Origin of the sequence: Azonexus sp. IMCC34842 (assembly GCF_050368855.1) — a bacterium.
GTDB lineage: Bacteria > Pseudomonadota > Gammaproteobacteria > Burkholderiales > Rhodocyclaceae > Azonexus > Azonexus denitrificans_A.
The window spans coordinates 2,598,039-2,623,323 of sequence record NZ_CP178449.1 but is presented as its reverse complement, the minus strand read 5'-3'; the positions used below and the strand labels follow the sequence as shown (position 1 = coordinate 2,623,323).

The 25,285-nt window shown below is 64.2% G+C and carries 20 protein-coding genes; 13 read left to right on the top strand and 7 right to left on the bottom strand.

The features are described from left to right. Positions 1–52: 52 nt before the first annotated feature. Positions 53–1,156: an ABC transporter substrate-binding protein gene (locus ACLIKD_RS12425; protein WP_428825314.1), complete on the bottom strand. Its 1,104-nt coding sequence runs from the start codon at positions 1,154–1,156 to the stop codon at positions 53–55. A gap of 184 nt (positions 1,157–1,340) precedes the next feature. After that, the gene (locus ACLIKD_RS12420) at positions 1,341–2,420 is read right to left on the bottom strand and encodes a BMP family ABC transporter substrate-binding protein (protein WP_428825313.1); all 1,080 of its coding nucleotides are present in this window, start codon (positions 2,418–2,420) and stop codon (positions 1,341–1,343) included. A gap of 158 nt (positions 2,421–2,578) precedes the next feature. Between ACLIKD_RS12420 and ACLIKD_RS12415 the strand changes: the two genes are divergently transcribed. The 11 genes from ACLIKD_RS12415 to ACLIKD_RS12365 all read left to right on the top strand — a co-directional run bounded on the left by ACLIKD_RS12415 (position 2,579) and on the right by ACLIKD_RS12365 (position 17,786). Then, positions 2,579–3,073 carry a nucleoside deaminase gene (locus ACLIKD_RS12415; protein WP_428825312.1) on the top strand — a complete coding sequence of 165 codons (495 nt, stop codon included), beginning with the start codon at positions 2,579–2,581 and terminating at the stop codon, positions 3,071–3,073. 93 nt (positions 3,074–3,166) lie between these two features. Then, positions 3,167–4,672 (top strand): xanthine dehydrogenase small subunit, encoded by a 1,506-nt coding sequence (gene xdhA / locus ACLIKD_RS12410; RefSeq protein WP_428825311.1) that lies wholly within the window; start codon positions 3,167–3,169, stop codon positions 4,670–4,672. After that, on the top strand, positions 4,669–7,017 hold the full coding sequence (xdhB, locus tag ACLIKD_RS12405) for a xanthine dehydrogenase molybdopterin binding subunit (RefSeq protein ID WP_428825310.1): 2,349 nt from the start codon (positions 4,669–4,671) through the stop codon (positions 7,015–7,017). Before xdhA ends, xdhB begins: the two co-directional genes overlap by 4 nt. Then, positions 7,017–8,039 carry a xanthine dehydrogenase accessory protein XdhC gene (gene xdhC / locus ACLIKD_RS12400; RefSeq protein ID WP_428825309.1) on the top strand — a complete coding sequence of 341 codons (1,023 nt, stop codon included), beginning with the start codon at positions 7,017–7,019 and terminating at the stop codon, positions 8,037–8,039. The genes xdhB and xdhC overlap by 1 nt, the downstream gene beginning before the upstream one ends. Continuing rightward, on the top strand, positions 8,036–9,577 hold the full coding sequence (locus ACLIKD_RS12395) for an ABC transporter ATP-binding protein (RefSeq protein ID WP_428825308.1): 1,542 nt from the start codon (positions 8,036–8,038) through the stop codon (positions 9,575–9,577). The genes xdhC and ACLIKD_RS12395 overlap by 4 nt, the downstream gene beginning before the upstream one ends. After that, positions 9,564–10,637 carry an ABC transporter permease gene (locus ACLIKD_RS12390; protein WP_428825307.1) on the top strand — a complete coding sequence of 358 codons (1,074 nt, stop codon included), beginning with the start codon at positions 9,564–9,566 and terminating at the stop codon, positions 10,635–10,637. Before ACLIKD_RS12395 ends, ACLIKD_RS12390 begins: the two co-directional genes overlap by 14 nt. Beyond that, on the top strand, positions 10,582–11,562 hold the full coding sequence (locus ACLIKD_RS12385) for an ABC transporter permease (protein WP_428825306.1): 981 nt from the start codon (positions 10,582–10,584) through the stop codon (positions 11,560–11,562). The genes ACLIKD_RS12390 and ACLIKD_RS12385 overlap by 56 nt, the downstream gene beginning before the upstream one ends. After that, the gene (locus ACLIKD_RS12380) at positions 11,559–12,920 is read left to right on the top strand and encodes an 8-oxoguanine deaminase (protein WP_428825305.1); all 1,362 of its coding nucleotides are present in this window, start codon (positions 11,559–11,561) and stop codon (positions 12,918–12,920) included. Before ACLIKD_RS12385 ends, ACLIKD_RS12380 begins: the two co-directional genes overlap by 4 nt. 6 nt (positions 12,921–12,926) lie before the next feature. After that, positions 12,927–14,336 carry a guanine deaminase gene (gene guaD / locus ACLIKD_RS12375; protein ID WP_428825304.1) on the top strand — a complete coding sequence of 470 codons (1,410 nt, stop codon included), beginning with the start codon at positions 12,927–12,929 and terminating at the stop codon, positions 14,334–14,336. After that, entirely contained in the window at positions 14,333–15,379 is a 1,047-nt protein-coding gene (locus ACLIKD_RS12370) for an adenosine deaminase (protein WP_428825303.1), read from the top strand. Before guaD ends, ACLIKD_RS12370 begins: the two co-directional genes overlap by 4 nt. A gap of 289 nt (positions 15,380–15,668) precedes the next feature. Continuing rightward, entirely contained in the window at positions 15,669–17,786 is a 2,118-nt protein-coding gene (locus ACLIKD_RS12365; protein ID WP_428825302.1) for a methyl-accepting chemotaxis protein, read from the top strand. Between the two features lie 99 nt (positions 17,787–17,885). Here the strand turns inward: ACLIKD_RS12365 and ACLIKD_RS12360 are convergent, their stop codons facing one another. Continuing rightward, complete coding sequence (locus ACLIKD_RS12360) at positions 17,886–18,812, bottom strand: LysR family transcriptional regulator (RefSeq protein WP_428825301.1); 927 nt, start codon at positions 18,810–18,812, stop codon at positions 17,886–17,888. Positions 18,813–18,920: 108 nt separating this feature from the next. On the opposite strand from ACLIKD_RS12360, the gene ACLIKD_RS12355 reads away from it, so the two are divergent. After that, complete coding sequence (locus ACLIKD_RS12355) at positions 18,921–19,814, top strand: MBL fold metallo-hydrolase (RefSeq protein ID WP_428825300.1); 894 nt, start codon at positions 18,921–18,923, stop codon at positions 19,812–19,814. Positions 19,815–19,912: 98 nt separating this feature from the next. Beyond that, entirely contained in the window at positions 19,913–20,602 is a 690-nt protein-coding gene (locus ACLIKD_RS12350) for a DsbA family protein (RefSeq protein ID WP_428825299.1), read from the top strand. 129 nt (positions 20,603–20,731) lie between these two features. Here the strand turns inward: ACLIKD_RS12350 and ACLIKD_RS12345 are convergent, their stop codons facing one another. Genes ACLIKD_RS12345 through ACLIKD_RS12330 form a run of 4 tightly spaced genes read right to left on the bottom strand, consistent with a single transcriptional unit; the run spans position 20,732 to position 25,283 of the window. Beyond that, the gene (locus tag ACLIKD_RS12345; protein ID WP_428825298.1) at positions 20,732–21,787 is read right to left on the bottom strand and encodes an alpha/beta hydrolase; all 1,056 of its coding nucleotides are present in this window, start codon (positions 21,785–21,787) and stop codon (positions 20,732–20,734) included. 35 nt (positions 21,788–21,822) lie between these two features. Continuing rightward, positions 21,823–22,905, bottom strand: coding sequence for an alpha/beta hydrolase (locus tag ACLIKD_RS12340; protein WP_428825297.1), 1,083 nt, complete (start codon positions 22,903–22,905; stop codon positions 21,823–21,825). 27 nt (positions 22,906–22,932) lie between these two features. Next, positions 22,933–23,781 (bottom strand): (R)-mandelonitrile lyase, encoded by an 849-nt coding sequence (locus tag ACLIKD_RS12335; RefSeq protein ID WP_428825296.1) that lies wholly within the window; start codon positions 23,779–23,781, stop codon positions 22,933–22,935. A 44-nt stretch (positions 23,782–23,825) separates the two neighbouring features. Then, entirely contained in the window at positions 23,826–25,283 is a 1,458-nt protein-coding gene (locus ACLIKD_RS12330) for an MFS transporter (protein WP_428825295.1), read from the bottom strand. Positions 25,284–25,285: the final 2 nt, after the last annotated feature.

Sequence of the window (25,285 nt, the reverse complement as noted above, 5' to 3'; positions counted from 1 at the left end):
GCGGCGGCCAGGATGTGGCGGAGGATTCTGCGCTGTAGCGACGGGGCGGCGATCATTTGAGCAGGGGTAACAACGAGAAGTGATAGTCGCGGGACTTCGGCGCATGCACCAGACTGAATTGCCGGAAGTCGACCTGGGGAATGCGCTGGTCGTCAAAGCGCTCGATGAACTGCTTGGCCTGACGGGCGTCGATGATGGCAAACAGCGGATCGCGCCGATCCCGGCCGCCGGCCTTGTCGAGGTCCTTGCCGGCGTGGACATCGTGAATCATCACCACGGCCCAGCCGCCGGCCGTGAAATGCCCGGCCGCAAGAACGCTGAGGCGGCCGCTCAGCCGGTCCTGCATCGCCTGCCGCGAATTGTTCAGGCCGGCGAACAGGATGTTCTTGCCGGGCAGCAGATTTTTCGCCTCGGCGGCCTGGATCGCGCCGAAGGCCATCAGATCGTTGGCCGCCCAGACCAGACGGGCTTCCGGGTAGCGCGTCAGCAGGATGTCGGTCTGCGCCTGGGCCCGTTGCTGGTTCCACTCGCCATAGACGATCTGGGTCAGCTGGATTTCCGGATGTTCAGCCAGCGCCCGGCGCAATCCGGCTTCGCGCTCCAGCGAGGCAGGCGTTGCCTTGTCGCCGGCAATGGCGATCAGTTGGCGGCTGCCGTCCGGCCGCGCCGGCAGGGCGCGCTGCGCCTCGTTAAAGAGTGCCTTGGCCATGCGATAGCCGGCATCCTCGTTGTTGGGCACCAGGCTGCCGACCAGATGGCTCAACGAAACCCCGGCGCTTTCCAGGGCCTGCTTCTGCTCGGCGCTGATCGAATTGAGCAGCAGGAACACCTTGATGCCCGAACCCGCGGTCATTTTCAGGATCTCGGGCGCCACCTGCTTTTCGTTGACGACGATCAGGTAATCCGGCTGCCGTGCCCGCTCGAGCACCGAACGGGCGTTGGCGACCATCTTGGTGGCATCGCGTTCGGCATACAGGATGTCGAGATCGACATGGAGATCGCTGGCCGCCGACTGCATGAAACGGCTGACGCTGACCCAGAATTCCTCGGTCGACTTGCCCGGATTCAGGAAAACGATGCTTTCGGCCCATCCGGCAATCGGGATCAGCAGCAGACAGCAAAATAGTATTACGGAACGACGGATAGTTTCAGCCATTGACCAGCAGTTGAATTGCCCTGACATGTTCGATGTCGTGATTATCACGCATCGCATGCCGGCCGTCTTGTCCGGCGAAGCACTTCTCCGGCCGCGCGCCGGGCTGAGCCAGCCGGGCAAGGCTGGGCATCCGGACGAAAAAAAGCGCCCCGCAGGGCGCTTTGATGGCCGCACAGCCGACGGCTTACTTGGGAATCGCTCCGTCGACGCCTTCGACGTAGAAATTCATCTTCTTCAACTCACCGTCGGCATAGCTCTTGCCGGCCGCGAGCAGCTCCTTGCCGGCCTGGTCCTTGAGCGGCCCGGTGAACGGGTGGAGCTTGCCGGACTTGATGTCGTCCCGCCGCTGTTCGGCCAGTTTCTTCACCTCCGCCGGCACGACCGAGCCGAAGCTCTCGATATTGACCGCACCTTCCTTGACGCCCCACCACAGGTCGCCACTCTTCCAGGTGCCGGCCTGCACTTCATCGACGGTCTTCTTGTAGATCACGCCCCAGTTGAGCACCGATGCCGCCAGGTGGGCCTTGCCGCCGAACTTGCTCATGTCGGAGTCCCAGCCGAAGGCGAGCACACCTTTTTCCTGGGCGGCCTGGACGACGGCCGGCGAATCGGTGTTCTGCATCAGCACGTCGCAACCCTGGGCGATCAGCGCCAGCGCGGCTTCGCGTTCCTTGCCCGGATCGAACCAGCTATTGACCCAGATGGCGCGGGTGGTGATCGCCGGATTGACGCTGCGCGCCCCGATCGTGAAAGCGTTGATGTTGCGGATGACTTCCGGGATGGGAATCGAAGCGACGACGCCCAGCTTGTTGCCCTTGCTCATCTTGCCGGCGACGACGCCGAGCATGTAGGCGCCTTCGTAGGTCCGGACGTCATAGACGCCGAGATTGGCCGCCGTCTTGTAGCCGGTGGCGTGCATGAAGACGGTGTTGGGGAAGGCCTTGGCGACCTTGGTCATCTGGTTCATGTAGCCGAAGGAGGTGCCGAAGACCACCTTGTTGCCCTTCTGCGCCAGATCGCGGAAGACCCGCTCGGCGTCTGCCGTTTCCGGCACATTCTCGACGAAGGTGGTCTTCACCTGGCCGGCCGACTGGCTTTCCAGCAGCTTGCGGCCTTCGTCATGCGAATAAGTCCAGCCGTGGTCGCCGGTTGGGCCGATGTAGACGAAACCGGCCTTCAGCGGGTCGGCCGCCTGGGCGCCGGTCAGGCTGGCAACAGCCAGCGCCGCGACGGCAGTCAGGGTCTTGAGGCGAGAGAGCAGCATGCGTGGTTCTCCTTGGAGGGGTGAGGGGGTTGGTTGCTGCACTGTAGCAATCGCCAACCGCCAGACCCATCCCGCCGGCGTTATGACCAGTATTCCTCAATGCTGCTATGGCCGGCCCCGGCCGGCCGCGATAATTGCCGACCTTCAAGGAGTCCGCCATGAGCCAAATCCTGTCCGCCACGGACCTGTTTTTTCTGCAGCGCAGCATCGAACTTTCCGGTCAGGTCCGCGCCGCCGGCAAGCACCCGTTTGCCGCGCTGGTCGTCGACGCCGCCGGCCACATCGTCGCCGAAGCCGGCAACGACTCGCTGCCGCCGGACGGCGACCCGACCCGCCATGCCGAACTGGTCGCCGCCGGGCTGGCCGCCCGCCGCCTGACGCCGGATGAACTGGCCGGGGCGACGCTGTATTCGAGCGCCGAACCCTGCGCCATGTGTGCCGGGGCGATCTATTGGTGCGGCATCGGCCGCGTCGTCTATGCCCTGTCCGAACATCGGCTGCTCTCGCTGACCGGCGACCATCCGGAAAACCCGACCTTCGCCTTGCCCTGTCGCGAGGTCTTCGCCCGTGGCCAGCGCCCGGTCGCCGTCACCGGCCCCTGTCTCGAAGACCAGGCGGCGGCGCCGCATGCCGGCTTCTGGCAGCGGCCATAAGCCAGCGCAAATAATCCTTATCGCTGGCCACTGATCAACCCCGCCGGGGAGCCGTGCTACTTTGAAGCATCGCAATTCGACGCATTTTTGATCATGGCCGAACGTCCAATCCACTTCTATTTTCGCGGCGCAATCCAGCAGGTCGATGGCGCCTCGCCGACCCGCACCGTGCTCCAGCATCTGCGTGAAGACCGCCAACAGACCGGCACCAAGGAAGGCTGCGCCGAGGGCGATTGCGGCGCCTGCACCGTCGTCGTCGGCGAACTGGTCGGGGCCGATGGCCAGCAGGAATTGCGCCTGCGTGCCGTCAATTCCTGCATCCAGTTCCTGCCTTCGCTCGACGGCAAGGCTTTGTTCACCGTCGAAGACCTGGCGCCGGCCGCCGACCGGCTCCACCCGGTGCAGCAGGCGCTGGTCGACCGGCACGGTTCGCAATGCGGCTTCTGCACGCCGGGTTTCGCGATGTCGCTGTTCGCGCTCTACGAAAACCAGACTAGTTGCCCCGAGCGCGATGAAATCGACCATACGCTGTCGGGCAACCTGTGCCGCTGCACCGGCTACCGGCCGATTATCGATGCGACGCGCGACGCCTACGCGCTGCCCCGGCAGAACCTCGCGCGGCAGCCGGTGATCGCCGCGCTGCAACAGATGGCCAAGCTGCCGCCGCTCGACTACCAGGCGGCCGGCCGACGCAGCCACAGCCCGCGCAGCCTGGCCGAACTGGCCGCCCTCCGTCTCGCCCGGCCGGCCGCCCGGCTGGTCGCCGGCGGCACCGACGTCGGCCTGTGGGTCACCAAGCAGGGGCGCGATCTCGGCGAAATCATCCAGCTCGGCGCGGTGGCCGAACTGAAAACCATCAGCGTCGGCGCCAGCCGTCTGGAAATCGGCGCCGGCGTCACGCTGACCGATGCCTTCGCCGCGCTCACCGCCTTCGAGCCGCAATGGGCCGAACTGGCCCGGCGCTTCGCCTCGACCCCGGTCAAGAACGCCGGGACGCTCGGCGGCAATGTCGCCAACGGCTCGCCGATCGGCGATTCGATGCCGGCGCTGATCGCGCTCGGTACCCGCATCGTGCTGCAACACGGCGACAGCCGGCGCGAGATGCCGCTTGAAGACTTCTATCTCGCCTACCAGCAGACCGCGCTGCAGGCCGGCGAGTTCGTCCGCGGGCTGGTGCTCGATGCCCCGTTCGCGCCGCTGCGCCGCATCTTTCGCAGCTACAAGGTGGCCAAACGGCTCGATCAGGATATATCCGCCGTCTGTGCCGGTCTTGCCGTGCATGTCGACGCGCAAGGTCTGATCCGCCGCGCCCGTCTTGCCTTCGGCGGCATGGCGGCGACCCCGAAACGGGCGCTCAGCTGCGAAATGGCACTGCTCGGCCGGCCGTGGACGCTGGTCAGCGTGCGCCATGCCATGGCGGCGCTCGGCGAAGATTACGCGCCGCTGGCCGACGTTCGCGCCGGCAGCGCCTATCGGCTGAGCGTGGCGAAAAACCTGCTCCACCGTTTCTGGCTGGAAACCCGGCCGGACCAAGGCGAGGCGCCGCCGCCCGTGCGTCTGGCGCAGCTCGCCCCAATCCGGCCGGCGGTGCAGGCATGAGCGCCGCAGTCGCCGGGGCATCGCTGATCGGCCGCCCGGTGCCGCACGAGAGCGCCCATCTCCACGTCAGCGGCAAGGCCGCCTACATCGACGACCTGCCGGAACTGGCCGGCACGCTGCACGCGGCGGCCGGCTTGTCCACCTGCGCGCGCGGCCGCATCAAGCAGCTCGACCTCGCTGCCGTGCGCGCCTATCCCGGCGTGCGCTGCGTGATCACCGCCGCCGACATTCCCGGCGAGAACAATTGCGGGCCGATCCTGCACGACGATCCGATCATCGCCGGCGACGAGATCCAGTTCTACGGCCAGGTGATCTTCGCCGTCGCCGCCGAGACGCGCGACGCGGCCCGTCAGGCGGTGCGCCTGGCGAAAGTGGAATATGAAGGCAAGACGCCCATCCTCGACATCGACGCGGCGATTGCCGCGGAGTCCTGGGTGCTGCCGCCCTTCGCGATGCAGCGCGGGTCGGTCGATGCGGCGTTTGCCGCTGCGCCGCACCACCTGAGCGGCACGGCCAGCGTCGGCGGCCAGGAACATTTCTACCTCGAAGGCCAGATTTCCTACGTCCAGCCCAAGGAAGACCAGACGCTGCACCTGATCTGCTCGACGCAGCACCCGACCGAGATGCAGCAGCTCGTCTCGCATGCACTGGGTTGGCGCTCGCACCAGATCAGCGTCGAGATTCGGCGCATGGGCGGCGGTTTCGGCGGCAAGGAATCGCAGTCGGCGCAATGGGCCTGCCTGGCCGCGATCCTGGCGGTCAACACGGGAAACCCGGTCAAAATGCGCCTCGACCGCGACGACGACATGATCGCCACCGGCAAGCGCCACGGTTTCCAGTACGCCTGGGAATCCGCCTTCGACGAGGCCGGTCGCCTGCTCGGCCTGAAGCTGGAGATGGCCTCGAACTGTGGCTATTCGGCCGACCTGTCCGGCCCGGTCAACGACCGCACCATCTGCCATATCGACAACGCCTACTACCTCGACGCGGTGACGCTGAAGAGCCTGCGCTGCAAGACCAATACCGTGTCGAACACCGCTTTCCGCGGCTTCGGCGGGCCGCAGGGCATGTTCGTCATCGAAACCGTGCTCGACGACATCGCTCGCCATCTCGGGCGCGATCCGCTCGAAATCCGGCAACTCAATTTCTACGACGTCGAACCCGGCGCGCGCAGCACGACGCCCTACGGCATGACCGTCGAAGACAACGTCGCCCCGGCCCTGGTCGCCGAACTTGCCGCCAGTTGCGACTACGCGGCGCGGCGCGCCGCAATTGCCGAATTCAACGCGGGCAGCCCGGTCATCAAACGCGGTATCGCCCTGACCCCGATCAAGTTCGGCATCTCCTTCAACGCCACGCACTACAACCAGGCCGGCGCGCTGGTCCATGTCTATACCGACGGCACGGTGCTCGTCTCGCACGGCGGCACCGAGATGGGCCAGGGCCTGTACACCAAGATCAAGCAGATCGTCGCCCAGGAGTTCGGCCTGCCGCTCGAAGACGTGCGGCTCTCCTCGACCGACACCAGCCGCGTCGCCAACACCTCGGCGACCGCCGCGTCGAGCGGCGCCGACCTCAACGGCAAGGCCTCGCAGAACGCCTGTCTGAACATCAAGGCGCGACTCGCCGTCTTTGTCGTCGATCTGTGCAACGGCAAGGTTACGACCGAAGACGTGCAATTCGTCGATGGTCGCGTCAAGGCCGGTGACGCCTACGACGCCAGCTTCCACGAACTGGTGATGACCGCCTACCGGGCGCGCATCCAGCTCTGGGACGCCGGTTTCTACAAGACGCCGAAAATCCATTTCGATCCGGTCACCAAGCTTGGCCGGCCCTTCTTCTATTTCGCCTACGGCGCCTCGTGCAGCGAAGTCGCCATCGACACGCTGACCGGCGAAAGCCGCGTGCTGCGCGTCGATGTGCTGCACGACGTCGGCCGCTCGATCAATCCGGCGCTCGACATCGGCCAGATCGAAGGCGGCTTCATCCAGGGCATGGGCTGGCTGACCAGCGAGGAATTGTGGTGGAAAACCGAGGGTACCCAGGCCGGCCGGCTGATGAGCCATGCGCCCTCGACCTACAAGATCCCGACCGCCAGCGACCTGCCGGAAGTCTTCAACGTCCGCCTCTTCGACAACGCCAATGTCGAGGACAGCATCCACCGCTCCAAGGCGGTTGGCGAGCCGCCCTTCATGCTCGCGCTGTCGGTCTTCCAGGCGCTGCGCGACGCAGTCGGCGCGACGCTGCCGGCCGGCAGCCAGGTCAGACTGAGCGCGCCGGCGACGCCGGAAGCGATCCTGCGCGCCATCACCAACGGCCAGCGCCGGGAAACCGGGTGGCCGTGATGGACGAGAACCGGCCCGACGACTGGTTGCACGCGCTGCCGCAGCACCTGGCGAGTGGTCGGGATTGCGTGCTGGTCAGCGTCGCCCGGACCCAGGGTTCGGCGCCGCGCGAGGCGGGGGCCGGCATGGTGGTCGGCGAGCAGCGAAGCAGCGACACGATAGGCGGCGGCCATCTCGAGTGGCAGGCGATCCATCATGCCCGGCGCTTGCTCGCCGCCGGCAGTCGCCAGCCCGAACTGTGCCGCTTCAACCTCGGCGCCCGGCTTGGCCAGTGCTGCGGCGGGGTGGTCTGGCTGCTCTTCGAGACCATCCCGGCGGCCAGTCTGGGACTGTGGCAAATGCGGCGGCTGGCGGTCGATGGCGGCCAGCGGCTGGAGCGCCAACTCGACCGCTTCGGGGCGGCCTCGGCCTGGCAACTGACCGACAGTCCGGGGGCCGGCACCCGGCTGATCGGCGATCCGACTTACTGGCTGTTCCGCCAGGAAATCGCCGACCAGCGCTTCCCGGTTTTCCTGTTCGGCGCCGGCCACGTGGCGCGCGCGCTGGTTCGCCAATTGCAGCCGCTGGGCGCCCGCCTGACGTGGATCGACAGCCGGGAGGAGGGCTTTGCCGGGGCCGAGGGGGCGGGCTGCCGCCAGGTGCTGACCGACATTCCGGAAAGCGAAGTGAAGAGGGCGCCGGCCGGCAGCTACTTCCTGGTGATGACGCACAATCACAGCCTCGATTTTTCACTGTGCGAGGAAATATTCAAGCGCCAGGATTTCGCCTATTTCGGCCTGATCGGCTCGCACAGCAAGCGCGCTTCCTTCGAACACCGCTTGCGCGACCGCGGCCTGGCGCCGGAACGGCTGGCCGAACTGACCTGCCCGATCGGCATCCCCGGCATCGTCAGCAAGGAACCGGCGGCCATTGCGCTGGCCGTTGCCGCCCAGCTTTACCAGATCGAGAACAGTCGCCAACTGATCAGGCAGGCCGGCCAGCGCCGCCTGCCCGATACCCACAGCCTGCCGGAGGAACCATGAGCGCCAGCGCCCGCCTGGAACTGCTGCATATCACCAAACGCTATCCCGCCGTTGTGGCCAATGACGACATCAGCCTGTCGGTCGAGCCGGGTGAAATCCACGCCATCCTCGGCGAGAACGGCGCCGGCAAGAGCACGCTGATGAAGATCATCTACGGCGCAGTCAAGGCCGACGACGGCGAGATGATGTGGAACGGCCGCCAGGTCGCCATCGCCAACCCGGCGCAGGCCCGCCAGCTGGGTATCGGCATGGTCTTCCAGCATTTCTCGCTGTTCGAGACCTTGAGCGTGGTCGAGAACATTGCTCTGGTGCTCGACGAGCCTTTCGACCTGCCGGCGCTGGCGGTTCGCGTCAAGGAAGTGTCGGAACGCTACGGCCTGCCGCTCGACCCGCAGCGCATGGTGCATAGCCTGTCGGTCGGCGAACGGCAGCGGGTTGAGATCGTCCGCTGCCTGCTGCAGGACCCGCAACTGCTGATCCTCGACGAACCGACCTCGGTACTGACGCCGCAAGCCGTGCAGAAACTGTTCGAGACGCTGCGCCGGCTGGCTTCGGAAGGCGTCTCGATTCTCTACATCAGCCACAAGCTGCACGAAATCAAGTCTCTGTGCGACCGTGCGACGATCATGCGCGGCGGCAAGGTGACCGGCACCGCCATTCCGCGCGACGAGACGCCGGCCAGCCTGGCCCGCCTGATGATCGGCCGCGAACTGCCGGTCTGCGCGGCGCCGCTCTACACCGGCGTACACAAGCCGGTCCTCGAAGTCGACCGCCTCAGCTTGGTATCCGACGACCCGTTCGGCACGACGCTGGAAAACATCTCGCTGACCGTCCATGCCGGCGAAATCCTCGGCATCGCCGGCATTTCCGGCAACGGTCAGGCCGAGCTGCTGGCCGCGCTGTCCGGCGAAACGACCGTTGATCGCGAAGCCATCTGGCTCGCCGGCGAGGCCATCGGCCATCTCGATGCCGGCCGGCGACGGGCCCAGGGCCTGGTTTTCGTGCCGGAAGAACGGCTCGGCCGGGGCGCCGTACCTGCCCAGTCGCTGGCCCGCAACGCGCTGCTCACGGCGCATCGCCAGGGCATGAAGCAGTGGGGCCTGGTCAGCTACCGCAAGGCGAAGGAATTCGCCGAGCAATGCATCGCCCGTTTCGACGTACGCTGCGGCGGGCCGGGGTCGGCGGCCCGGTCGCTGTCCGGCGGCAATTTGCAGAAATTCATCGTCGGCCGCGAAATCATGCTCGCGCCGAAGGTGATGATCGTCGCCCAGCCGACTTGGGGCGTCGATGTCGGTGCCGCCGCCTTCCTGCGCCAGACGCTGCTCGACCTGTCGCGCACCGGCGTCGCCATCCTGGTCGTTTCGGAAGAACTCGAGGAATTGTTCGAGATCAGCGACCGCATTGCCGTGCTGGCTGCCGGCAAGCTTTCCGCCGCCCAGCCCAAGGCGGCGACCAATGCCGAATCGGTCGGTCTGCAGATGTCCGGCCTGTTCACCGCAACCGCCCAGCCCACGGAGTCCGGCCATGCACCTGCTTGAACCCCGCGCCCAGCCGTCGCAGTTGCTGCGCTGGACGGCGCCGCTGATCGCCATCGTCGCCACGCTGCTCGCCGGCTCGGTGTTGTTCTGGGCGCTCGGCAAGCCGCCGCTCGCTTCCTTCGAGGTCTTCTTCATTCAGCCGCTGGCCAGCAGCTACGGCTGGAGCGAACTGCTGATCAAGGCCTGTCCGCTGATCCTGATCGCCCAGGGCCTCGCCATCGGCTTCAAGGCGCGCATCTACAACATCGGCGCCGAGGGCCAGCTGATCGTCGGCGCGCTGTTCGGCGGCGGCGTCGCCATTTATATGGAGGGCAGCGCTTCGGCCTGGGTGGTGCCGGCCATGGTCGTCGCCGGCGCCCTCGGCGGCGCCTTGTGGGGGGCCTTGCCGGCGCTGCTCAAGACCCGTTTCAATGCCGAGGAAACGCTGACCACATTGATGCTGGCCTACGTCGCCAACTTCATCCTCTCCTACATGGTCAACGGCCCGTGGCGCGATCCGGAGGGCATGAACTTTCCGCAGTCGATCATGTTCGCCGACAACGCGCTGTTCGGCATTCTGCTCGACGGCTCGCGGGTCAATACCTCGATCTTCATCACGCTGTTCGCGGTGCTCGCCTTCTGGCTGTTCAATGCCAGGAGCTTCCTCGCCTACCAGCTGGAGGTCGGCGGCCTGGCGCCGGCCGCGGCGCGCTATGCCGGTTTCTCGGCCAAGGGCACGGTGTGGTTCAGCCTGGTCATTTCCGGCCTGACCGCCGGCCTGGCCGGGGTCGGCGAAGTGGCCGGGCCGGTCGGCCAGTTGAACCTCAACATCTCGCCGGGCTACGGTTTTGCGGCGATCATCGTCGCCTACCTCGGGCGCCTGCATCCGCTCGGCATCGTCCTCGCCGGCAGCCTGATGGCGCTGATCTACCTCGGCGGCGAGGCGGCCCAGGTCAGCCTGCAGATGCCGGCCGCCATCACCGGCATCTTCCAGGGCATGCTGCTGTTTTTCCTGCTCGGCGCCGATGCCTTCATCGACAACCGCCTGCGTCGCCCGCAACTGTCCGCTGCCCGAGGATAACGCCATGCTCGAACACCTGCTCCCGGTTTTCGCCGGCACCCTGGCCGCTGCCACCCCGCTGATCTTCGCCGGCCTCGGCGAACTGGTCAGCGAGCGCAGCGGCGTCATCAATCTCGGCGTCGAAGGGATGATGCTGATCGGCGCCATCGCCGGTTTTGCGGTCGCCGCCGAAACCGGCTACGGCGCGGTCACCGGCCTGCCGGCCGGGGCCCTGGCCGGCGCTGCGGCAGCGATGATCTTCGCCTTCTTCGCGCTGTCGCTGGCCGCCAACCAGGCCGCCTGCGGCCTGGCCCTGACCATCTTCGGCATCGGCCTTTCCGCCTTCATCGGCCAGCACTACGTCAGCTACAGCCTGCCCGGCCTGCAGCCGATCGCCATTCCGCTGCTCTCGGAAATCCCGCTGCTTGGCCCGGTCTTCTTCAAGCAGGACTGGGTGGTCTATCTCTCCTTCATCGCCTTTGCCGGCGTTGCCTGGACCCTGGCCAAAACCCGCCTCGGCCTGCTGCTCAAGGCGGTCGGCGAATCGCCGGAAGCGGCGCATGCGATCGGCTACCCGGTGCTCGGCATCCGCTACGGCGCTGTCGCTTTCGGCGGCGCCATGGCCGGCATCGCCGGGGCTTACCTGTCCACCGTCTATACCCCGCTGTGGGTCCAGAACATGAGCGCCGGGCGCGGCTGGATCGCCGTTGCGCTGGTCGTCTTCGCCACCTGGAAGCCGAGCCGGCTGATGCTCGGCGCCTACCTGTTCGGCGCCGTGACCATCCTGCAGTTCCACGCCCAGGGCCTGGGTATTTCGGTGCCGGTGCAGTTTCTCGCGGCGCTGCCTTACCTCGCCACCATCGTCGTGCTGGTCGTCATTTCGCGCGACCGCCGGCTGCTTCAGCTCAACCTGCCGGCTTCGCTCGGCAAGCCTTTCCTGCCATGACCACATTGTTACTGAAAGACGCCGACGTTCTCGTCACCATGGACGCCGCCCGCCGCGAAATCGTCGGCGGCGGCGTCTTCATCCGCGATGGCGTGATCGAGGCGGTCGGCAGCAGTGCCGAACTGCCGGCCAGCGCCGACCGGGTGATCTCGCTGGCCGGCACGGTCGCCTTGCCCGGCCTGGTCAACACGCATCACCACATGTACCAGAGCCTGACGCGGGTCATCCCCGGCGCCCAGGATGCCGAACTGTTTGGCTGGCTGCGCCGCCTGTACCCGATCTGGGCCGGGCTGACGCCGGAAATGATCAGGATTTCCACGTTGACCGCGATGGCCGAGCTGATCCTCTCCGGCTGCACGACTTCCAGCGACCACCTGTACATTTACCCGAACGGCAGCCGGCTCGATGATTCGATCGAGGCCGCCGCGACCATCGGCATGCGCTTCCACGCGGCGCGCGGCAGCATGAGCGTCGGCGAAAGCCAGGGCGGCCTGCCGCCGGACCGGCTGGTCGAAAGCGAAGCGAGCATCCTGAAAGACACGCAGCGCCTGATCGAGACCTGGCACGACCCGGCCCGCCACGCCATGCAGCGCATCGTCGTCGCGCCGTGTTCGCCGTTCTCGGTCAGTCGCGATCTGATGCGCGAGTCGGCCGCCCTGGCGCGCAGCCATGGCGTCTCGTTGCACACCCACCTGGCCGAGAACGACAACGACGTCGCCTACAGCCGCGAGAAGTTCGGCATGACGCCGGCCGAATACGCCGAATCGCTCGGCTGGGTCGGCCACGACGTCTGGCACGCCCACTGCGTCAAGCTCGACGCGCCGGGCATCGGCTTGTTCGCCCGTACTGGCACCGGCGTCGCCCATTGCCCCTGCTCGAACATGCGCCTGGCTTCCGGCATCGCGCCGATCCCGGCGATGCGCGCCGCCGGCGTCCATGTCGGCCTCGGCGTCGATGGCTGCGCCTCGAACGACGCCGCCCACCTGCTCGGCGAAGCCCGGCAGGCGATGTTGCTGGCCCGCGTCAGCCACGGCCAGGCGGCGATGAACGCCCGTCAGGCGCTGGAACTCGCCACGCTGGGCGGCGCCAAAGTCCTCGGCCGCGACGACATCGGCGCCCTGGCCCCGGGCATGAGCGCCGACCTGGTCGCCTTTTCGACCGGCGGTCTCGATCTGGCCGGCGCCGCCGTGCACGACCCGGTCGCCGCGCTGGTCTTCTGCACACCGCAGGCGGTGCGCCATTCGATCATCAACGGCAAAGCGGTGGTCGCCGACGGCCAGTTGCTGCCGCTCGACCTCCCGGTGCTGGTCGCCACCCACAACCGCCTGGCCCGGCAACTGGTCAACGGCAATCGCTGAGTAGCCATGAACGATACGCCCCAACCGCATTACCAACTGGTGCACGGCCAGATCCTGCATTTTCTCAAGGACCCCGGCGCCGCCGATGCGGCCGACAGCTACCAGTATTTTCCGGACGGGGCGCTGTGGATCGAGGACGGCCATATCGCCGATGTCGGCCTCTGGGCCGACCTCCTGGCCCGCATTCCGCCGGCCGTACTGGGCCGCGCCGAAGTCTTCGACTACTCCGGCAAGCTGGTCCTGCCCGGCCTGGTCGATACCCACTGCCACTATCCGCAGTCGGCCATCATCGCCTCGTTCGGCCGGCAACTGCTCGACTGGTTGAACGACTACACCTTCCCGGTCGAAAGCGGTTTTTCCGACCCGCAGGTCGCCCAGACGACCGCCGATTATTTCGTCGAACGGCTGCTCGCCCACGGCACCACCACCGCCTCGGTGTTCGCCACGGTGCATCCGGAATCGGTCGATGCCTTCATGGCCTCGGCCGAGCGGCATCGGCTGCGCATGTTGTGCGGCAAGGTGATGATGGATCGCCACGCGCCGGCCAACCTGCTCGACACGGTGCGCGCTGCCGAACGCGACAGCCTGGCCCTGATCGAGCGCTGGCATGGCAAGGGCCGGCTGCGCTACAGCATCACGCCGCGCTTCGCGCCGACCTCAAGCATCGATCAACTGGTGCTGGCCGGCGAACTCTATGCCAGCCGGCCCGACCTGCATGTCCAGTCGCATCTGGCGGAAAACCCCGACGAAATCGCCTGGGTCGGCGAACTGTTTCCGCATTGCCGCGACTACCTCGACGTTTATGCGCAATACGGTCTGCTCGGGCCGCGCACCATCTACGGCCACTGCATTCACCTGGCCCCCGTCGAAATCGCCGAAATGGCCCGACACGGGGCGGCCGCCGCCTTTTGCCCGACTTCCAACCTGTTTCTCGGCAGCGGTTTCTTCAACCACCATGCGGCGCTGAATGCCGGCATCCAGGTCGGTCTGGCCACCGATGTCGGCGGCGGTACCTCGTTCAGCCTGATCCGCACGCTGGGCGACGCCTACAAGGTGTCGCAACTGCATCGCAGCCCGCTGCCGCCGCTCCAGGCCTGGTACCTGGCCACCCTCGGCGGCGCCCAGGCGCTGCATCTCGACGCCTTCATCGGCAACTTCAGGCGCGGCAAGGAAGCCGACTTCGTCGTTCTCGAATCACGCGCGACGCCGGAACTGGCATTCCGGCTGGATCGGCGGAACAGCCTGGAAGACCAGCTGTTCGCGATGATGATCCTCGGCGACGAACGCTGTGTCGCCGCCACCCACGTCATGGGTCGTCCGGCCTTCCGCCAGAACCCGCCGTTGTCCGGCCGTTTGCACAATGCCGGCGAGCCATCGACAATCCCCGTTACCCCTATCCCGAGCACCTGCCGATGATCACTCCGTCCCCTGCCGATTCCGTTCTCGACCTTGCCTGCCGCATGCCCAAGGCCGAACTGCACGTTCATATCGAAGGCACGCTGGAGCCCGAACTGGCCTTCGCGCTGGCCCGCCGCAACGGCCTGACGCTGCCCTATGCCGACGAAGCGGCGCTCAAGGCGGCCTACGATTTCGACAGCCTGCAGTCCTTTCTCGATCTTTATTACGCCTGTGCCGACGTGCTGCGTACCGCCGACGATTTTCGCGACCTGATGCTGGCCTATCTGGAGCGGGCCGCGGCCGACAACGTGCTGCACGCCGAAATATTCTTCGACCCGCAAACCCATACCGCCCGCGGCATTCCCTTCGTGACGGTGCTCGATGGCCTGGCCGAGGGCTTGCGTCTCGGCTGCCAGCGCTGGGGCATCAGCGGCCGCCTGATTCTCTGTTTCCTCCGTCACCTCAGCGAGGAAGAGGGTTTCGTCACGTTGGCCGAGGCCGAACCCCATCTCGAGCGGATCGACGGTTTCGGCCTCGATTCCTCGGAAAAGGGCCATCCGCCAAGCAAGTTCGCCCGCCTGTTCGCCCGCTGCCAGGAACTCGGCAAGCCGGTCGTCGCCCATGCCGGCGAAGAAGGCCCGCCGGCCTACATCGGCGAAGCTCTCGATGTGCTCGGCGCGGCCCGCATCGATCATGGCGTCCGGGCGCTGGAAGACCTGGCGCTGGTCGACCGGCTGGTCCGCGACGGGATTCCATTGACCGTCTGCCCGCTGTCCAACATCCGGCTGTGCGTCTTCCCGAGCATGGCTGAACACACGCTCGGCAAGCTGCTTGCCGCGGGCGTCAAGGTCATGCTGAACAGCGACGATCCGGCCTATTTCGGCGGCTACCTGAACGACAACATCCGGGCGGTGCAGGCCGCCTTCCAGTTCGATGCGGCTACCTGGTACCAGCTGGCGCGCAATAGTTTCGAGGCGAGTTTCGCCAGCCCCGCCGACCAGGCCGGCTGGATCGCCCGTCTCGACGCCCATTTCGCGGCGGCCGGCAGCTTGGCCAACTGAGCCGGAAGAGGGCGTTTGCCGGCCGGCCCGGGTGCTGTCGTCTTTCGCACAAGGTTGTAGATCGCCCTCCGTACCGCTCCGAACCCCGCGCTGTCGATCACTTGGCTTGTGCGGCAAGGGGTTCGGCCAGGCACGATAGCCCGGAACGGGCCGCCTCGGCAATAGGCGTATTTCCTGCTTTTAATACGCCGACGAGGCCGTTTTCCACTCTTTTTGTCGTCTTTGCCCGCACCCGACAAAGCCTTGCCGCATTTTCGTCGGGCCAGCCAGGGACCAACAATAAAAAGCCATGAAAACGAATCTGCCAATTACGCGCCAGGAAGTCCTGATGGAGGAGGGCGCGACCATCGTCACCAAGACCGATCTGCGCGGCGTCATCACCTATGTCAATCCCGATTTCATCCGGATCTCCGGCTTTCCCGAAGAGGAATTGCTCGGTCAGAACCACAATGTTGTGCGTCATCCTGAGATGCCGGTCGAGGCCTTCGCCGACATGTGGGCGACGCTGAAGCGGGGCAAGCCGTGGAACGGCGTGGTCAAGAACCGCTGCCGGAATGGCGATTTCTACTGGGTGAATGCCCACGTCGCGCCGATCGACGAGGGCGGCAAGGTGGTCGGCTACACCTCGATGCGCACCAAGCCGACGCGCGCCCAGGTCGAGGCGGCCGACGCGCTGTATCGCCAGTTCCGGGAAGGCCGGGCCAGCGTCCGGCTACAGGGTGGTGCTGTCGTCAGCAAGTCGGCGCTCAGCCATCTCAATGTTTTTCGCCGGGTTTTCGAATTGTCGGTCAGCCATCAGTTGCGGCTGCTGATGCTGGCTTTCCTGCTCGGTTTCGGCATTGCCGGAACGATGGTCTACAACGGCCTGGGCAAGGTGCAGGTCAATGGGCCGATCTACCAGCGGGTCGTCCAGGGCAAGGATCTGGTGGCCGATATCCTGCCGCCGCCCGAGTATCTGATCGAGTCCTATCTCGTCGTGCTGGAAATGCTCCGTGCCGAGAGCGCGGCCCTGCCTGCCTTGTTCGACAAGAGCCGGCAATTGCGCGAGGATTTCGAGGTCCGCCACAAGGTCTGGGTCGATCAGTTGCCGGCCGGCCAAATGAAAACCCTGATGGTTGAGGATGCCTACCGGCCGGGCATCGCCTTCCTCGATTTGCGCGACAAGGAATTCATTCCGGCCTTGCAGGCCGGCAATCATGCCGCCGCCGAGAGTCTGCTGCCCAGGCTGGCGGCGCTTTACGCGCAGCATCGGGCGGTGATCGATCAGGTGGTGATCATGGCCAATGCCCGGAATGCCGAGGACGAAATCAATGCGGCGGAAATCATCCGCAGCAACTACTTGTGGCTTGGCGGCTTCGGCCTGGCCATTGCCCTCGTCGTCGCGCTCCTCGGCGGTGCGGTGATTCGCAATCTGCAACGCCTGCTCGGCGGCGACCCGCGCTATGCCTGCGAAATTACCCGCCATGTCGCGGCCGGCAATCTCGGGCTGCGCATCGAGGTCGATCCGCTCGACCGGAGCAGCCTGCTCGCCTCGATCAAGCATCTGCGCGAGATGTTCCGGCAGATGCTGACGGAAATCCGCAACAACGCCGATCAGGTGACGCTGCATGCCCGATTGATGGTGAACGCTGCCGATCAGGTGGCGCTGACCTCGCAGGCGCAGAGCCAGTCCACGGCCGGTGTGGCGAGCACCACCGAAGAGGTGAGCGCGAGCATGGTGCAGGTGGTCGACCACGCCACGCAAGCCCATGCCATTTCGGTGGCCTCGGGCAACGCCTGCGAGAGCGGCGTGACGGTCATCGGCAATGCCGTCAGCAGCATGGAGGAAATCGCCGCCACCGTGCGCCTGTCGACACAAAACATCCTGGCGCTGGGCGACCAGTCGGAACGGATTTCCTCGGTCGTCCAGGTTATTCGCGACATCGCCGATCAGACCAACTTGCTGGCCCTGAACGCCGCCATCGAAGCGGCGCGGGCCGGCGAATCCGGGCGCGGTTTTGCCGTGGTGGCCGATGAGGTGCGCAAGCTGGCCGAGCGCACGGCCACGGCAACCCGGGAAATCGCCGGGATGATCCAGGCCATCCAGGGCGGCATGCACGCTGCCGTGAAGGCCATGGAATCGGGTGTGACCCAGGTGGACAAGGGCGTGGCGCTGGCCAACGAGGCCGGCGTGGCGATCCAGCACATCTGCGACAGCGCGGCCAGGGTGGTCGCCGTAGTGGCGAGTATTTCCGGGGCGCTACAGGAGCAGGGCACGGCGACCGAGAATATCCGCGCCCATGTCGAAAAGATTTCCGGACTGTCGGATGAAAACAATTCGGTGGCCGGCGAAGCCTTGCTCGGCGCCCAGAAATTGCTCGAAACGGCAACCGGCATGCAAAGCACGGTCAGCCGCTTCGCCGTTTAGTCGGACGGCTTGCCGATCATCAAGCAGCTGTTTTGACACCAGCCCTAGCCTGTCAGTGCAAGGGGCTGGAGCAAAAAGGTCAAGTCGTTCTCCTTCAATTCAGGCCTGTGTTTGCACGTTGAGCGCCAGATCCCACGGTGCCGGTTCGCCGGCAAAGCGGGCAGCAAGAAAATCTACCAGCAGGCGCAGGGCGAGCGGTTGATGCCGACGCGAGAGATAAATGGCATGAATCCCCAGCACGTCTGGCTCATGATCCGGCAGCAGGTGCACCAGGCGCCCGGCACGCAGGTCGTCACCCAAATAGTAAGTCGGCAGCATGCCAATACCCGCGCCGGATAGCACTGCCCGTCGTAAGACGGCAGTCTCGTTAGTGTGGAAGCTCCAATTGACGGGTACGGTAATCGTCTCGCCACTCCGCGTCAGTCGGTATTGCTTGCCAATGCCGAAGGCGTGCGCGATGCAGCGGTGCTGGCGCAAGTCGTCGGCGGTAAGCGGCAGGCCGTGGCGTTGCAGATAGTCGGGTGAGGCACAGAGCATCGAGCGACAGCGCGCCAGGGGGCGCGTAATCATTGTCGGATCCAGTGTGTTGGTGATGCGCACCGCCAGATCGACCCGCTCGGCGACCAGATCGGTCGGCTTGTCACCCACCGACAGCACGATTTCGACCTGCGGGTAGTGCTGCTGAAAGTCGATCAGTGCAGCCGTAAGTTGAGCGTCGGCAAAAGAGCTGGAAGCTGTAACCCGGAGGACCCCGGCTGGCTCACGGCTGCGTTCGGCCGCGATGTGGCGAGCCTCCTCGGCGATGTCGAGCATTTGCCGGCAGGCGGGTAGCGCCGCCAGACCGGCATCGGTCAGGCTGACCTTGCGCGTCGTCCGATGCAGCAAGCGGGCCTCGAACCAGTCCTCGACGGCGGCGAGATAGCGGCTGACCATGGCGGCCGACATTTCCAGATGCTCGGCCGTCTGCGTCAGGCTGCCCCGATCGGCGACTTCGACAAAGACACGTACAGCGGTCAGGCGATCCATTTCATCGATCCATGCAATAAATAATCAACCGATACGGACTTTATCAATCATTTTGCAAAACTTAAAGTTCGTTCCGCACCGCTTGCTTATTCATTCAAGGAGACCTTCATGTCCTATACCCGCCAACTTGGCCGCTTCGTTTTCCCCGCCCTGATCACGCTCGGCGTTGTTGCCGCGAGCGGCGCCCGTGCCGAAGTCGCCGCGCCGCTCAGCATCACGACCTATAACGCCGACGCCAACAGCTTTCACGTCAATGCCGTGGTGGTCAGCGGCAAGCGCGAAGCGGTCGTGATCGACAGCGGCTTCACCCGCGCCGATGCGCTGCGCATTGCCGCCAATGTGCTCGATAGCGGCAAGACGCTGAAGACGATCTTCATCAGCAATGCCGACCCCGATTTCTACTTCGGCACCGAAGTGCTGAAAGGCATCTTCCCGCAGGCGCAGGTGCTGACCACCCCGGCCGTGCGTGCCAAGATCGAGGCCAAGCTGGCCGGCAAGCTCGCCTTCTGGGGGCCGAAGATGGGCGCCAACGCACCGCAGAAGCCGATCGTCCCGGACCTGCTGCCAGGCAACACGCTGAGCGTTGATGGCGAAAGCGTCGAAGTGCGCGGCACCGGCGGCGAACTCTCGCATCGCCCCTATGTGTGGATTCCGTCGATCCGGACCATCGCCGGCAACATCGCCATTTTCGGCAATTTGCATGTGTGGACCGCTGACACCCAGAAAGCCAGCGAACGCGAGGCCTGGATTGCCCAACTCGATGAAATCGAGGCGCTCAAACCGGTGACGGTCGTGCCCGGCCACATGACTGCCGGCACGGTGCTGGATACCAGCAATATCCGCTATACCCGCGAATACCTGCAGCGCTTCGAGGTGGAAGCGGCCAAGGCGAAGACCGGTGCCGAGCTGATCGAAGCAATGCAGAAAGCCTACCCGCAAGTCGGCGAGGGCCTCGCGCTGGAGATCGGCGCCAAGGTGAACAAGGGCGAAATGAAGTGGTAATCGGCCCCGCCTGGCCCGCATCGCCCCGACGGGCAGTGCGGGCCAGGCAAACCGGTCTTTACCCCGCAAAACCCATTGATTGATTTGGAGTCCCGAACATGAGCACCCTGCATTACATCTACGACCCGCTCTGCGGCTGGTGCTACGGCGCCGCGCCGCTGGTCAGGGCGGCGCGCGAAATTCTCGCCGTTCAGGCGCACGGCGGCGGCATGATGACCGGTGCCAACCGCCAGAGCGTGACGCCGCAACTGCGCGCTTACGTCAAGCAGCACGACGCGCGCATCGCGCAACTGACCGGCCAGCCCTTCGGCCCGGCCTACGCCGACGGCCTGCTGCACGCCAGCGGCGTCGTGCTCGATTCCGAACCGCCCACGGCGGCCATCCTGGCCGCCGAAGCGATCGCCGGGCGCGGGCTGGACATGCTGGCGCAAGTGCAGATCGCGCATTACGTCGAAGGCCGGCGGATTGCCGAACCAGCCACCCTGACCGAAGTCGCCGCCGAACTCGGCCTCAACGCCCAGCGCTTTGCCGCCGCGTTCCAGCAACAATCCGGCGCCAACGTCCAGCACCATATCGAGGAAACCCGGTATCTGATGGCCGAGGTCGGCGCCCGCGGCTTTCCCTGCTTTGTACTCGAAACCGATGGCATTTTGCAGGGCATCGATATCGGGAGCTACCTGGGCCAGCCGCAAGCCTTTCAGGACTGGTTGCGCAGCCAGGTTCGGGTGCCGGGGGGCGGGAGTACGGGTGATGCGCCGGTCTGTGACATTAATGGTTGTGCGATCTGAAGCGGGGAGGGGGCTGGATGGTTGGTGACTGGTTATCGGCCAATGCGGTCATTCGCATTCCCGCCCCTCACGGTCTGTAATCTGTCGCTTACCTGCCGCTCAGCCAATATCCGAACGTTCAAAATGCATTCAGAGCGTTCTGCCGAAAAACTGGGTCAGCTTTTCCACTGCCTGATTCACATACTTGGGCACCCAGTAGGTTTCGATATGGGTGGCGCCTTCGATCTTGAACAGCTCCTTGTTCTTCGTACCAGTCGCCTTGGCGAAAGCATCCTCGGTCATGTACCGGCTGTCCGCCTTGCTACCTGCAATCATCAGCAATGGCTGTTGGATGAGTTCAATCTGATCGGTCGCATCGAAACGCATCAGGTCAAGCAAACTGCTCGTGGTGTACTTGAACGTCGAGTTGGGGTGAGCGTGTGTTTTCCAGTAATACTCATAACCCTGCCGATACAGATCAAATGGCAGCTTGGCAATCTGTTCGTCAGTCAGATTGGCATCCCCCGAATAGAGCACTTCTCCGCCGGCTGCTTCCTGGGCACGAGCAGCCGATGCCTGCTGCAAGCGCTGCTGAATCGTATTCAATTGTGAATCGACGTAGCCATTGCGCCGTACTCGTCCGGAGTTGAACATGCTTACCGTCGCAATCGATTTGAAGCGCTTGTCAGTTTTCGCTGCGGCGAGAGAATAGCCACCACCACCACAAATGCCGAGCAGGCCAAGGTTAGTGGTATCCACGCCGGCATACTGGCTAATGAAGTCGGCCATGCCATGGATGTCTTCAATGCGATGAGAAGGCTTGTCCACACTGCGCGGCATGCCGCCGCTGGCACCTTGATACGCAGCATCCGCCGTGATCGTGATATAGCCTTGCTCGGCCAGACGCTGGGCATACAGACCAGCGACTTGTTCCTTCACGCCACCATTCGGATGGGCCACCACAATCGTCGGGTATTTCTTGTGGGAGTCGTAGTTCGCCGGGGTGTACACGTTGGCGGAAATATCGAGACCGTCCAGCTTGTATTTCACGAGATGAATATTGACTTTGCCTTTGACGTTTTCGGTAATCGCTCCGTCGTAGGCCAGCGTGAACGGATTCTGTTTGTAGTCTGCGGCCATGGTGACTCCCGATAAGGTGCTGAAGATTGCGCTGAATACTGCTGCTTTAATAAATTTCGATTCCATATTGAATCTCCTGAACGCTTGAGTTGAATTTCAAATCAGTCGAGATGCTTGTTGGCGAGGAATTGCGACATCAGGTCAGCAATCTGGACATTGTTAAGATCGGAAAACGGGAAGTGCGTGTTGCCGTTAATGCCGATCTCCGGCAGATGGACAACCTTCGCATCGCCGCCATGGCGATTGATCGCTTCTGCCCATTGCCTAGCCATGGCAAGGCGTACGCGCCACCCATCCTGGCCGGGATGGGCAACCGGTTCCTTGAGAATGAAATCCCCGTAGTAGATGACAATAGGGATGCGAGTCAGCTTCATGAACTCAGCCAGCGGGATGCTGGTGCCTTCTAGCGTGCCAGCGGCACTGGGCATCGCGGCCGGCACTTCGCCCTCCGGGAAGACAAAACCGCTTCCGGGTTCGTAGGAGACGATGGCGCGGATACGCGGATTCTTCATTGCGGCTAGCCAACCCATACCGCCGCTGTGCGAATGAGTCACCAGAATGCCGGCACCGATTTTGTCGAACAAGGCCGATACCGCGTTACTGGTCAGGTTGGTGTCGATGGGACCTGTGTCCGGCGTCATGGCTCGGAAATACTGATCCAGTGCCTCCGGTGAGCGGGAGAATTGCACGCCCGGGAAGTAGTTTGGCCAGATACCGACTCGGAAAGTGTCGAACCAGCGCTGGTCGTCCGGTGTCGCGCTGATTGTTGTAGCCACGCTGCTTCGACCAGCAGAGCCGCGACGGGGCTGATCAAGTACATAGGTGGCGAAGCCCCGGCGCAGAAAGATGTTCTGATAGCCCTCACGGCCGTCTGGCGTCGATTCCCAGGTTTTGGTGGATTGGCCGAAGCCATGCCACATCACCAGCGGTAATTTGCGGGCCTTGACCGGGACTTGGTAAAACACGCGGGCATGGTCGCCATGAAGCGTCTGGCCACCGGAACTCAGATTGAGCGGGTCGTAGCTGCCGGGGCTTTGGATGACCGTCCCCCCCACCGCAAAACTGCCTTGCTCCTGGATCACCAAGGGGGCAACAGGCTTTTGAGAGGCGGCCACCGAGAGTCCGGCCGAAAACAGCATGCAACCGGCCAAGGCAAACATGGTCTTGCAAAAGTTTGAAGTCATGATTGAAATTTCCTTAGGTAAATTCGGTTACTTGGCCGGCAACACTTCCTTGGCGACCGATATGGCGGAGACGGCACTGGGCCAACCGGAATAAAAGGCCAAGTGGGTCATTGCTTCGGCAAGCTCTTCACGCGTCAGGCCGTTCTTGATCGCCAGGGCGAGATGCGAACGGAGTTGGTCAGGACGGTTCATTGCAATCAGCGCACTGACCGTCGCCAAGCTTCTGTCCCGTTTCGATAATCCCGGACGCTCCCAGATGTCACCAAACAACACGCTGTCGGTCAGTTCGGCCAGCTTCGGCGCGAAATCGCCCATCAGTTGCTGGGCACGGGAAGGCTGCACGGCGGTGGTGGCGCTTGCCTTTTGGGCTTGCACATTCCTGTACTGGGTATCGGTGACCTTTTCCAACCAATCCACCGATTTGCCTTCGAGTTGCTCCTGGATGGCCAGATGGGTCATGGTTGCTGTCGGCGACGCACCATGCCAATGCTTCTGGCCAGGCGGGATCGTTACCACATCGCCACGCTCGATGCGTTGAATGGGGCCACCCCAGAACTGAATCAGCCCGCTGCCTTCGGTCACGACCAGTGTCTGCCCCAATGGATGCGTATGCCAATCGGTGCGTGCGCCAGGCGTAAAGGTAACGTAGGCCGCCGAAGCTCTGGCCGGCGCAGTCGGAGAAAGAAGCGGCGCCACGTGGGCCTTGCCGGTAAAGTGTTCTGCCGGTGCTTCGTAGGGTGTTCGCATCGCGCTACGCGAGATGACTGCCGCAACAGCCTGCTCATGTTGGTTAGCAGAAGCCTCCCTATCGCTGCTGCTTGGTTCTGCGAATGAGGCAATCGGTATCAATAACAGCAGGAGAAGCGAAGTTTTCATGATGGATACCTTTCCCGGTTCATTTGTGCGGTACATGGGTGGCATTAAGTGAGGTCCGGCTCTGGTTCGAGACCGACTGAATCGAGGCGAGATCTTTCGACCGGCGGGCGTTGAGCGGGAAGAATCAAGGCCAACACCGTCAGCAAGGACAGGGCAAGCATGACTGCGCTGGCATCCATGACCGAGGCAATGCGATGTGCCAGGATTTCCGTGCCTTTCGCCGACACGGAAGATGCTGCTGAATAAACCACGACCAGCACGCCAAGACCCAACGAACCACCTAATTGATGAGCCACGTTGACCAAGCCGGAGGCCGCGCCAGTATCTTCGGCTGCAACGCCGGTCACGGCTGCGATGGTGAGCGGACCCAGTGCAGCCCCCTGGCCGATCCCGAGCAGAATCATGGGGAGTGCGACGCCCGTCAGATAGGGCGTATGCGCGGACATTTGTCCAAGCCAGACCAAGCCGGCCACACAAAAGACCAGCCCCCCCACCAAAAGACTGGCATTGCCGAACTTTCGGACGAGCTTCGGAACGCTCATGGCAACGACCAATTGGGGCAGCGTCGTCGGCAAAAATGCGAGCCCGGCCTCCAGCGGGCTGTAGCCCAAGACTCCCTGGAGAAACTGGGTAGCAAAAAACCAGAATCCCACCATGCCGCCTAAGAAGAGCATGCGGGCCACATATGCGCCACAGCGCAACTTACTGGCGAACAATCTTAGGGGCAGAACAGGCTGCTTGGCACGGCGCTCAATAATGAGAAATAGGAGCATCAAGGCGACTCCGGCGCTAATGGCCCAGGCCGTCAAGGGATGGTCCCAGCCTTCTTCCGCAGCATGCACGATGCCAAAAACCAGCGAACTCATGCCCAAGGTCGAACTGATGGCACCGGCCACATCGAAATGACCGACATGCTTCGGCGTTTCCGCAACCAAGCGGTGTGCCGCCAGCATCAACCCAAACCCGATGGGCAGGTTGATGAAAAACCCGGCGCGCCAGGACAACAGATCCGCAAACAAGCCGCCCAGCACCAGGCCCAGTGTCGCCCCGATACCGGCAGCCGCCGCGTAATACGACAGCGCCCGAGTACGCTCCGGCCCTTCGGGAAAATACATGGCGAGCAGGGCCAGCGTCGAAGGGGCCAGAATGGCGGCTCCCGCCCCTTGAATGGTGCGAAATGCCAGCAGCCAAGCCGGGGATGGAGCGATCCCGATCACCAGGGAGGCACAGGTGAATAGCCCTAGCCCCCAGATGAACATCCGGCGCCGGCCCAGCAGGTCGCCAGCGCGAGCGCCAAGCAGCAGCAGGCCGCCGAATGCCAAGGTGTAGGCGTTCTGCACCCATGACAGAGATGCAGGCGAAAAGCCGAGTGCGTCCTTGATTTTCGGAAGCCCGGTGATGACGATCGAGATGTCGATGACAATCATTAGGTAGCTCGCCATGATGATGGCGAGTACTGCACCCTGACGTTGCTTGATCTCTGCTGGTGAAAGATGATCCATGG

Excerpts from the sequence above, each read along its gene's own strand:
- ACLIKD_RS12425 (WP_428825314.1), bottom strand. The coding sequence starts at position 1,156 with ATGGCTGAAACTATCCGTCGTTCCGTAATACTATTTTGCTGTCTGCTG.
- ACLIKD_RS12420 (WP_428825313.1), bottom strand. The coding sequence starts at position 2,420 with ATGCTGCTCTCTCGCCTCAAGACCCTGACTGCCGTCGCGGCGCTGGCT.
- ACLIKD_RS12415 (WP_428825312.1), top strand. The coding sequence starts at position 2,579 with ATGAGCCAAATCCTGTCCGCCACGGACCTGTTTTTTCTGCAGCGCAGC.
- xdhA (WP_428825311.1), top strand. The coding sequence starts at position 3,167 with ATGGCCGAACGTCCAATCCACTTCTATTTTCGCGGCGCAATCCAGCAG.
- xdhB (WP_428825310.1), top strand. The coding sequence starts at position 4,669 with ATGAGCGCCGCAGTCGCCGGGGCATCGCTGATCGGCCGCCCGGTGCCG.
- xdhC (WP_428825309.1), top strand. The coding sequence starts at position 7,017 with ATGGACGAGAACCGGCCCGACGACTGGTTGCACGCGCTGCCGCAGCAC.
- ACLIKD_RS12395 (WP_428825308.1), top strand. The coding sequence starts at position 8,036 with ATGAGCGCCAGCGCCCGCCTGGAACTGCTGCATATCACCAAACGCTAT.
- ACLIKD_RS12390 (WP_428825307.1), top strand. The coding sequence starts at position 9,564 with ATGCACCTGCTTGAACCCCGCGCCCAGCCGTCGCAGTTGCTGCGCTGG.
- ACLIKD_RS12385 (WP_428825306.1), top strand. The coding sequence starts at position 10,582 with ATGCCTTCATCGACAACCGCCTGCGTCGCCCGCAACTGTCCGCTGCCC.
- ACLIKD_RS12380 (WP_428825305.1), top strand. The coding sequence starts at position 11,559 with ATGACCACATTGTTACTGAAAGACGCCGACGTTCTCGTCACCATGGAC.
- guaD (WP_428825304.1), top strand. The coding sequence starts at position 12,927 with ATGAACGATACGCCCCAACCGCATTACCAACTGGTGCACGGCCAGATC.
- ACLIKD_RS12370 (WP_428825303.1), top strand. The coding sequence starts at position 14,333 with ATGATCACTCCGTCCCCTGCCGATTCCGTTCTCGACCTTGCCTGCCGC.
- ACLIKD_RS12365 (WP_428825302.1), top strand. The coding sequence starts at position 15,669 with ATGAAAACGAATCTGCCAATTACGCGCCAGGAAGTCCTGATGGAGGAG.
- ACLIKD_RS12360 (WP_428825301.1), bottom strand. The coding sequence starts at position 18,812 with ATGGATCGCCTGACCGCTGTACGTGTCTTTGTCGAAGTCGCCGATCGG.
- ACLIKD_RS12355 (WP_428825300.1), top strand. The coding sequence starts at position 18,921 with ATGTCCTATACCCGCCAACTTGGCCGCTTCGTTTTCCCCGCCCTGATC.
- ACLIKD_RS12350 (WP_428825299.1), top strand. The coding sequence starts at position 19,913 with ATGAGCACCCTGCATTACATCTACGACCCGCTCTGCGGCTGGTGCTAC.
- ACLIKD_RS12345 (WP_428825298.1), bottom strand. The coding sequence starts at position 21,787 with ATGGAATCGAAATTTATTAAAGCAGCAGTATTCAGCGCAATCTTCAGC.
- ACLIKD_RS12340 (WP_428825297.1), bottom strand. The coding sequence starts at position 22,905 with ATGACTTCAAACTTTTGCAAGACCATGTTTGCCTTGGCCGGTTGCATG.
- ACLIKD_RS12335 (WP_428825296.1), bottom strand. The coding sequence starts at position 23,781 with ATGAAAACTTCGCTTCTCCTGCTGTTATTGATACCGATTGCCTCATTC.
- ACLIKD_RS12330 (WP_428825295.1), bottom strand. The coding sequence starts at position 25,283 with ATGGATCATCTTTCACCAGCAGAGATCAAGCAACGTCAGGGTGCAGTA.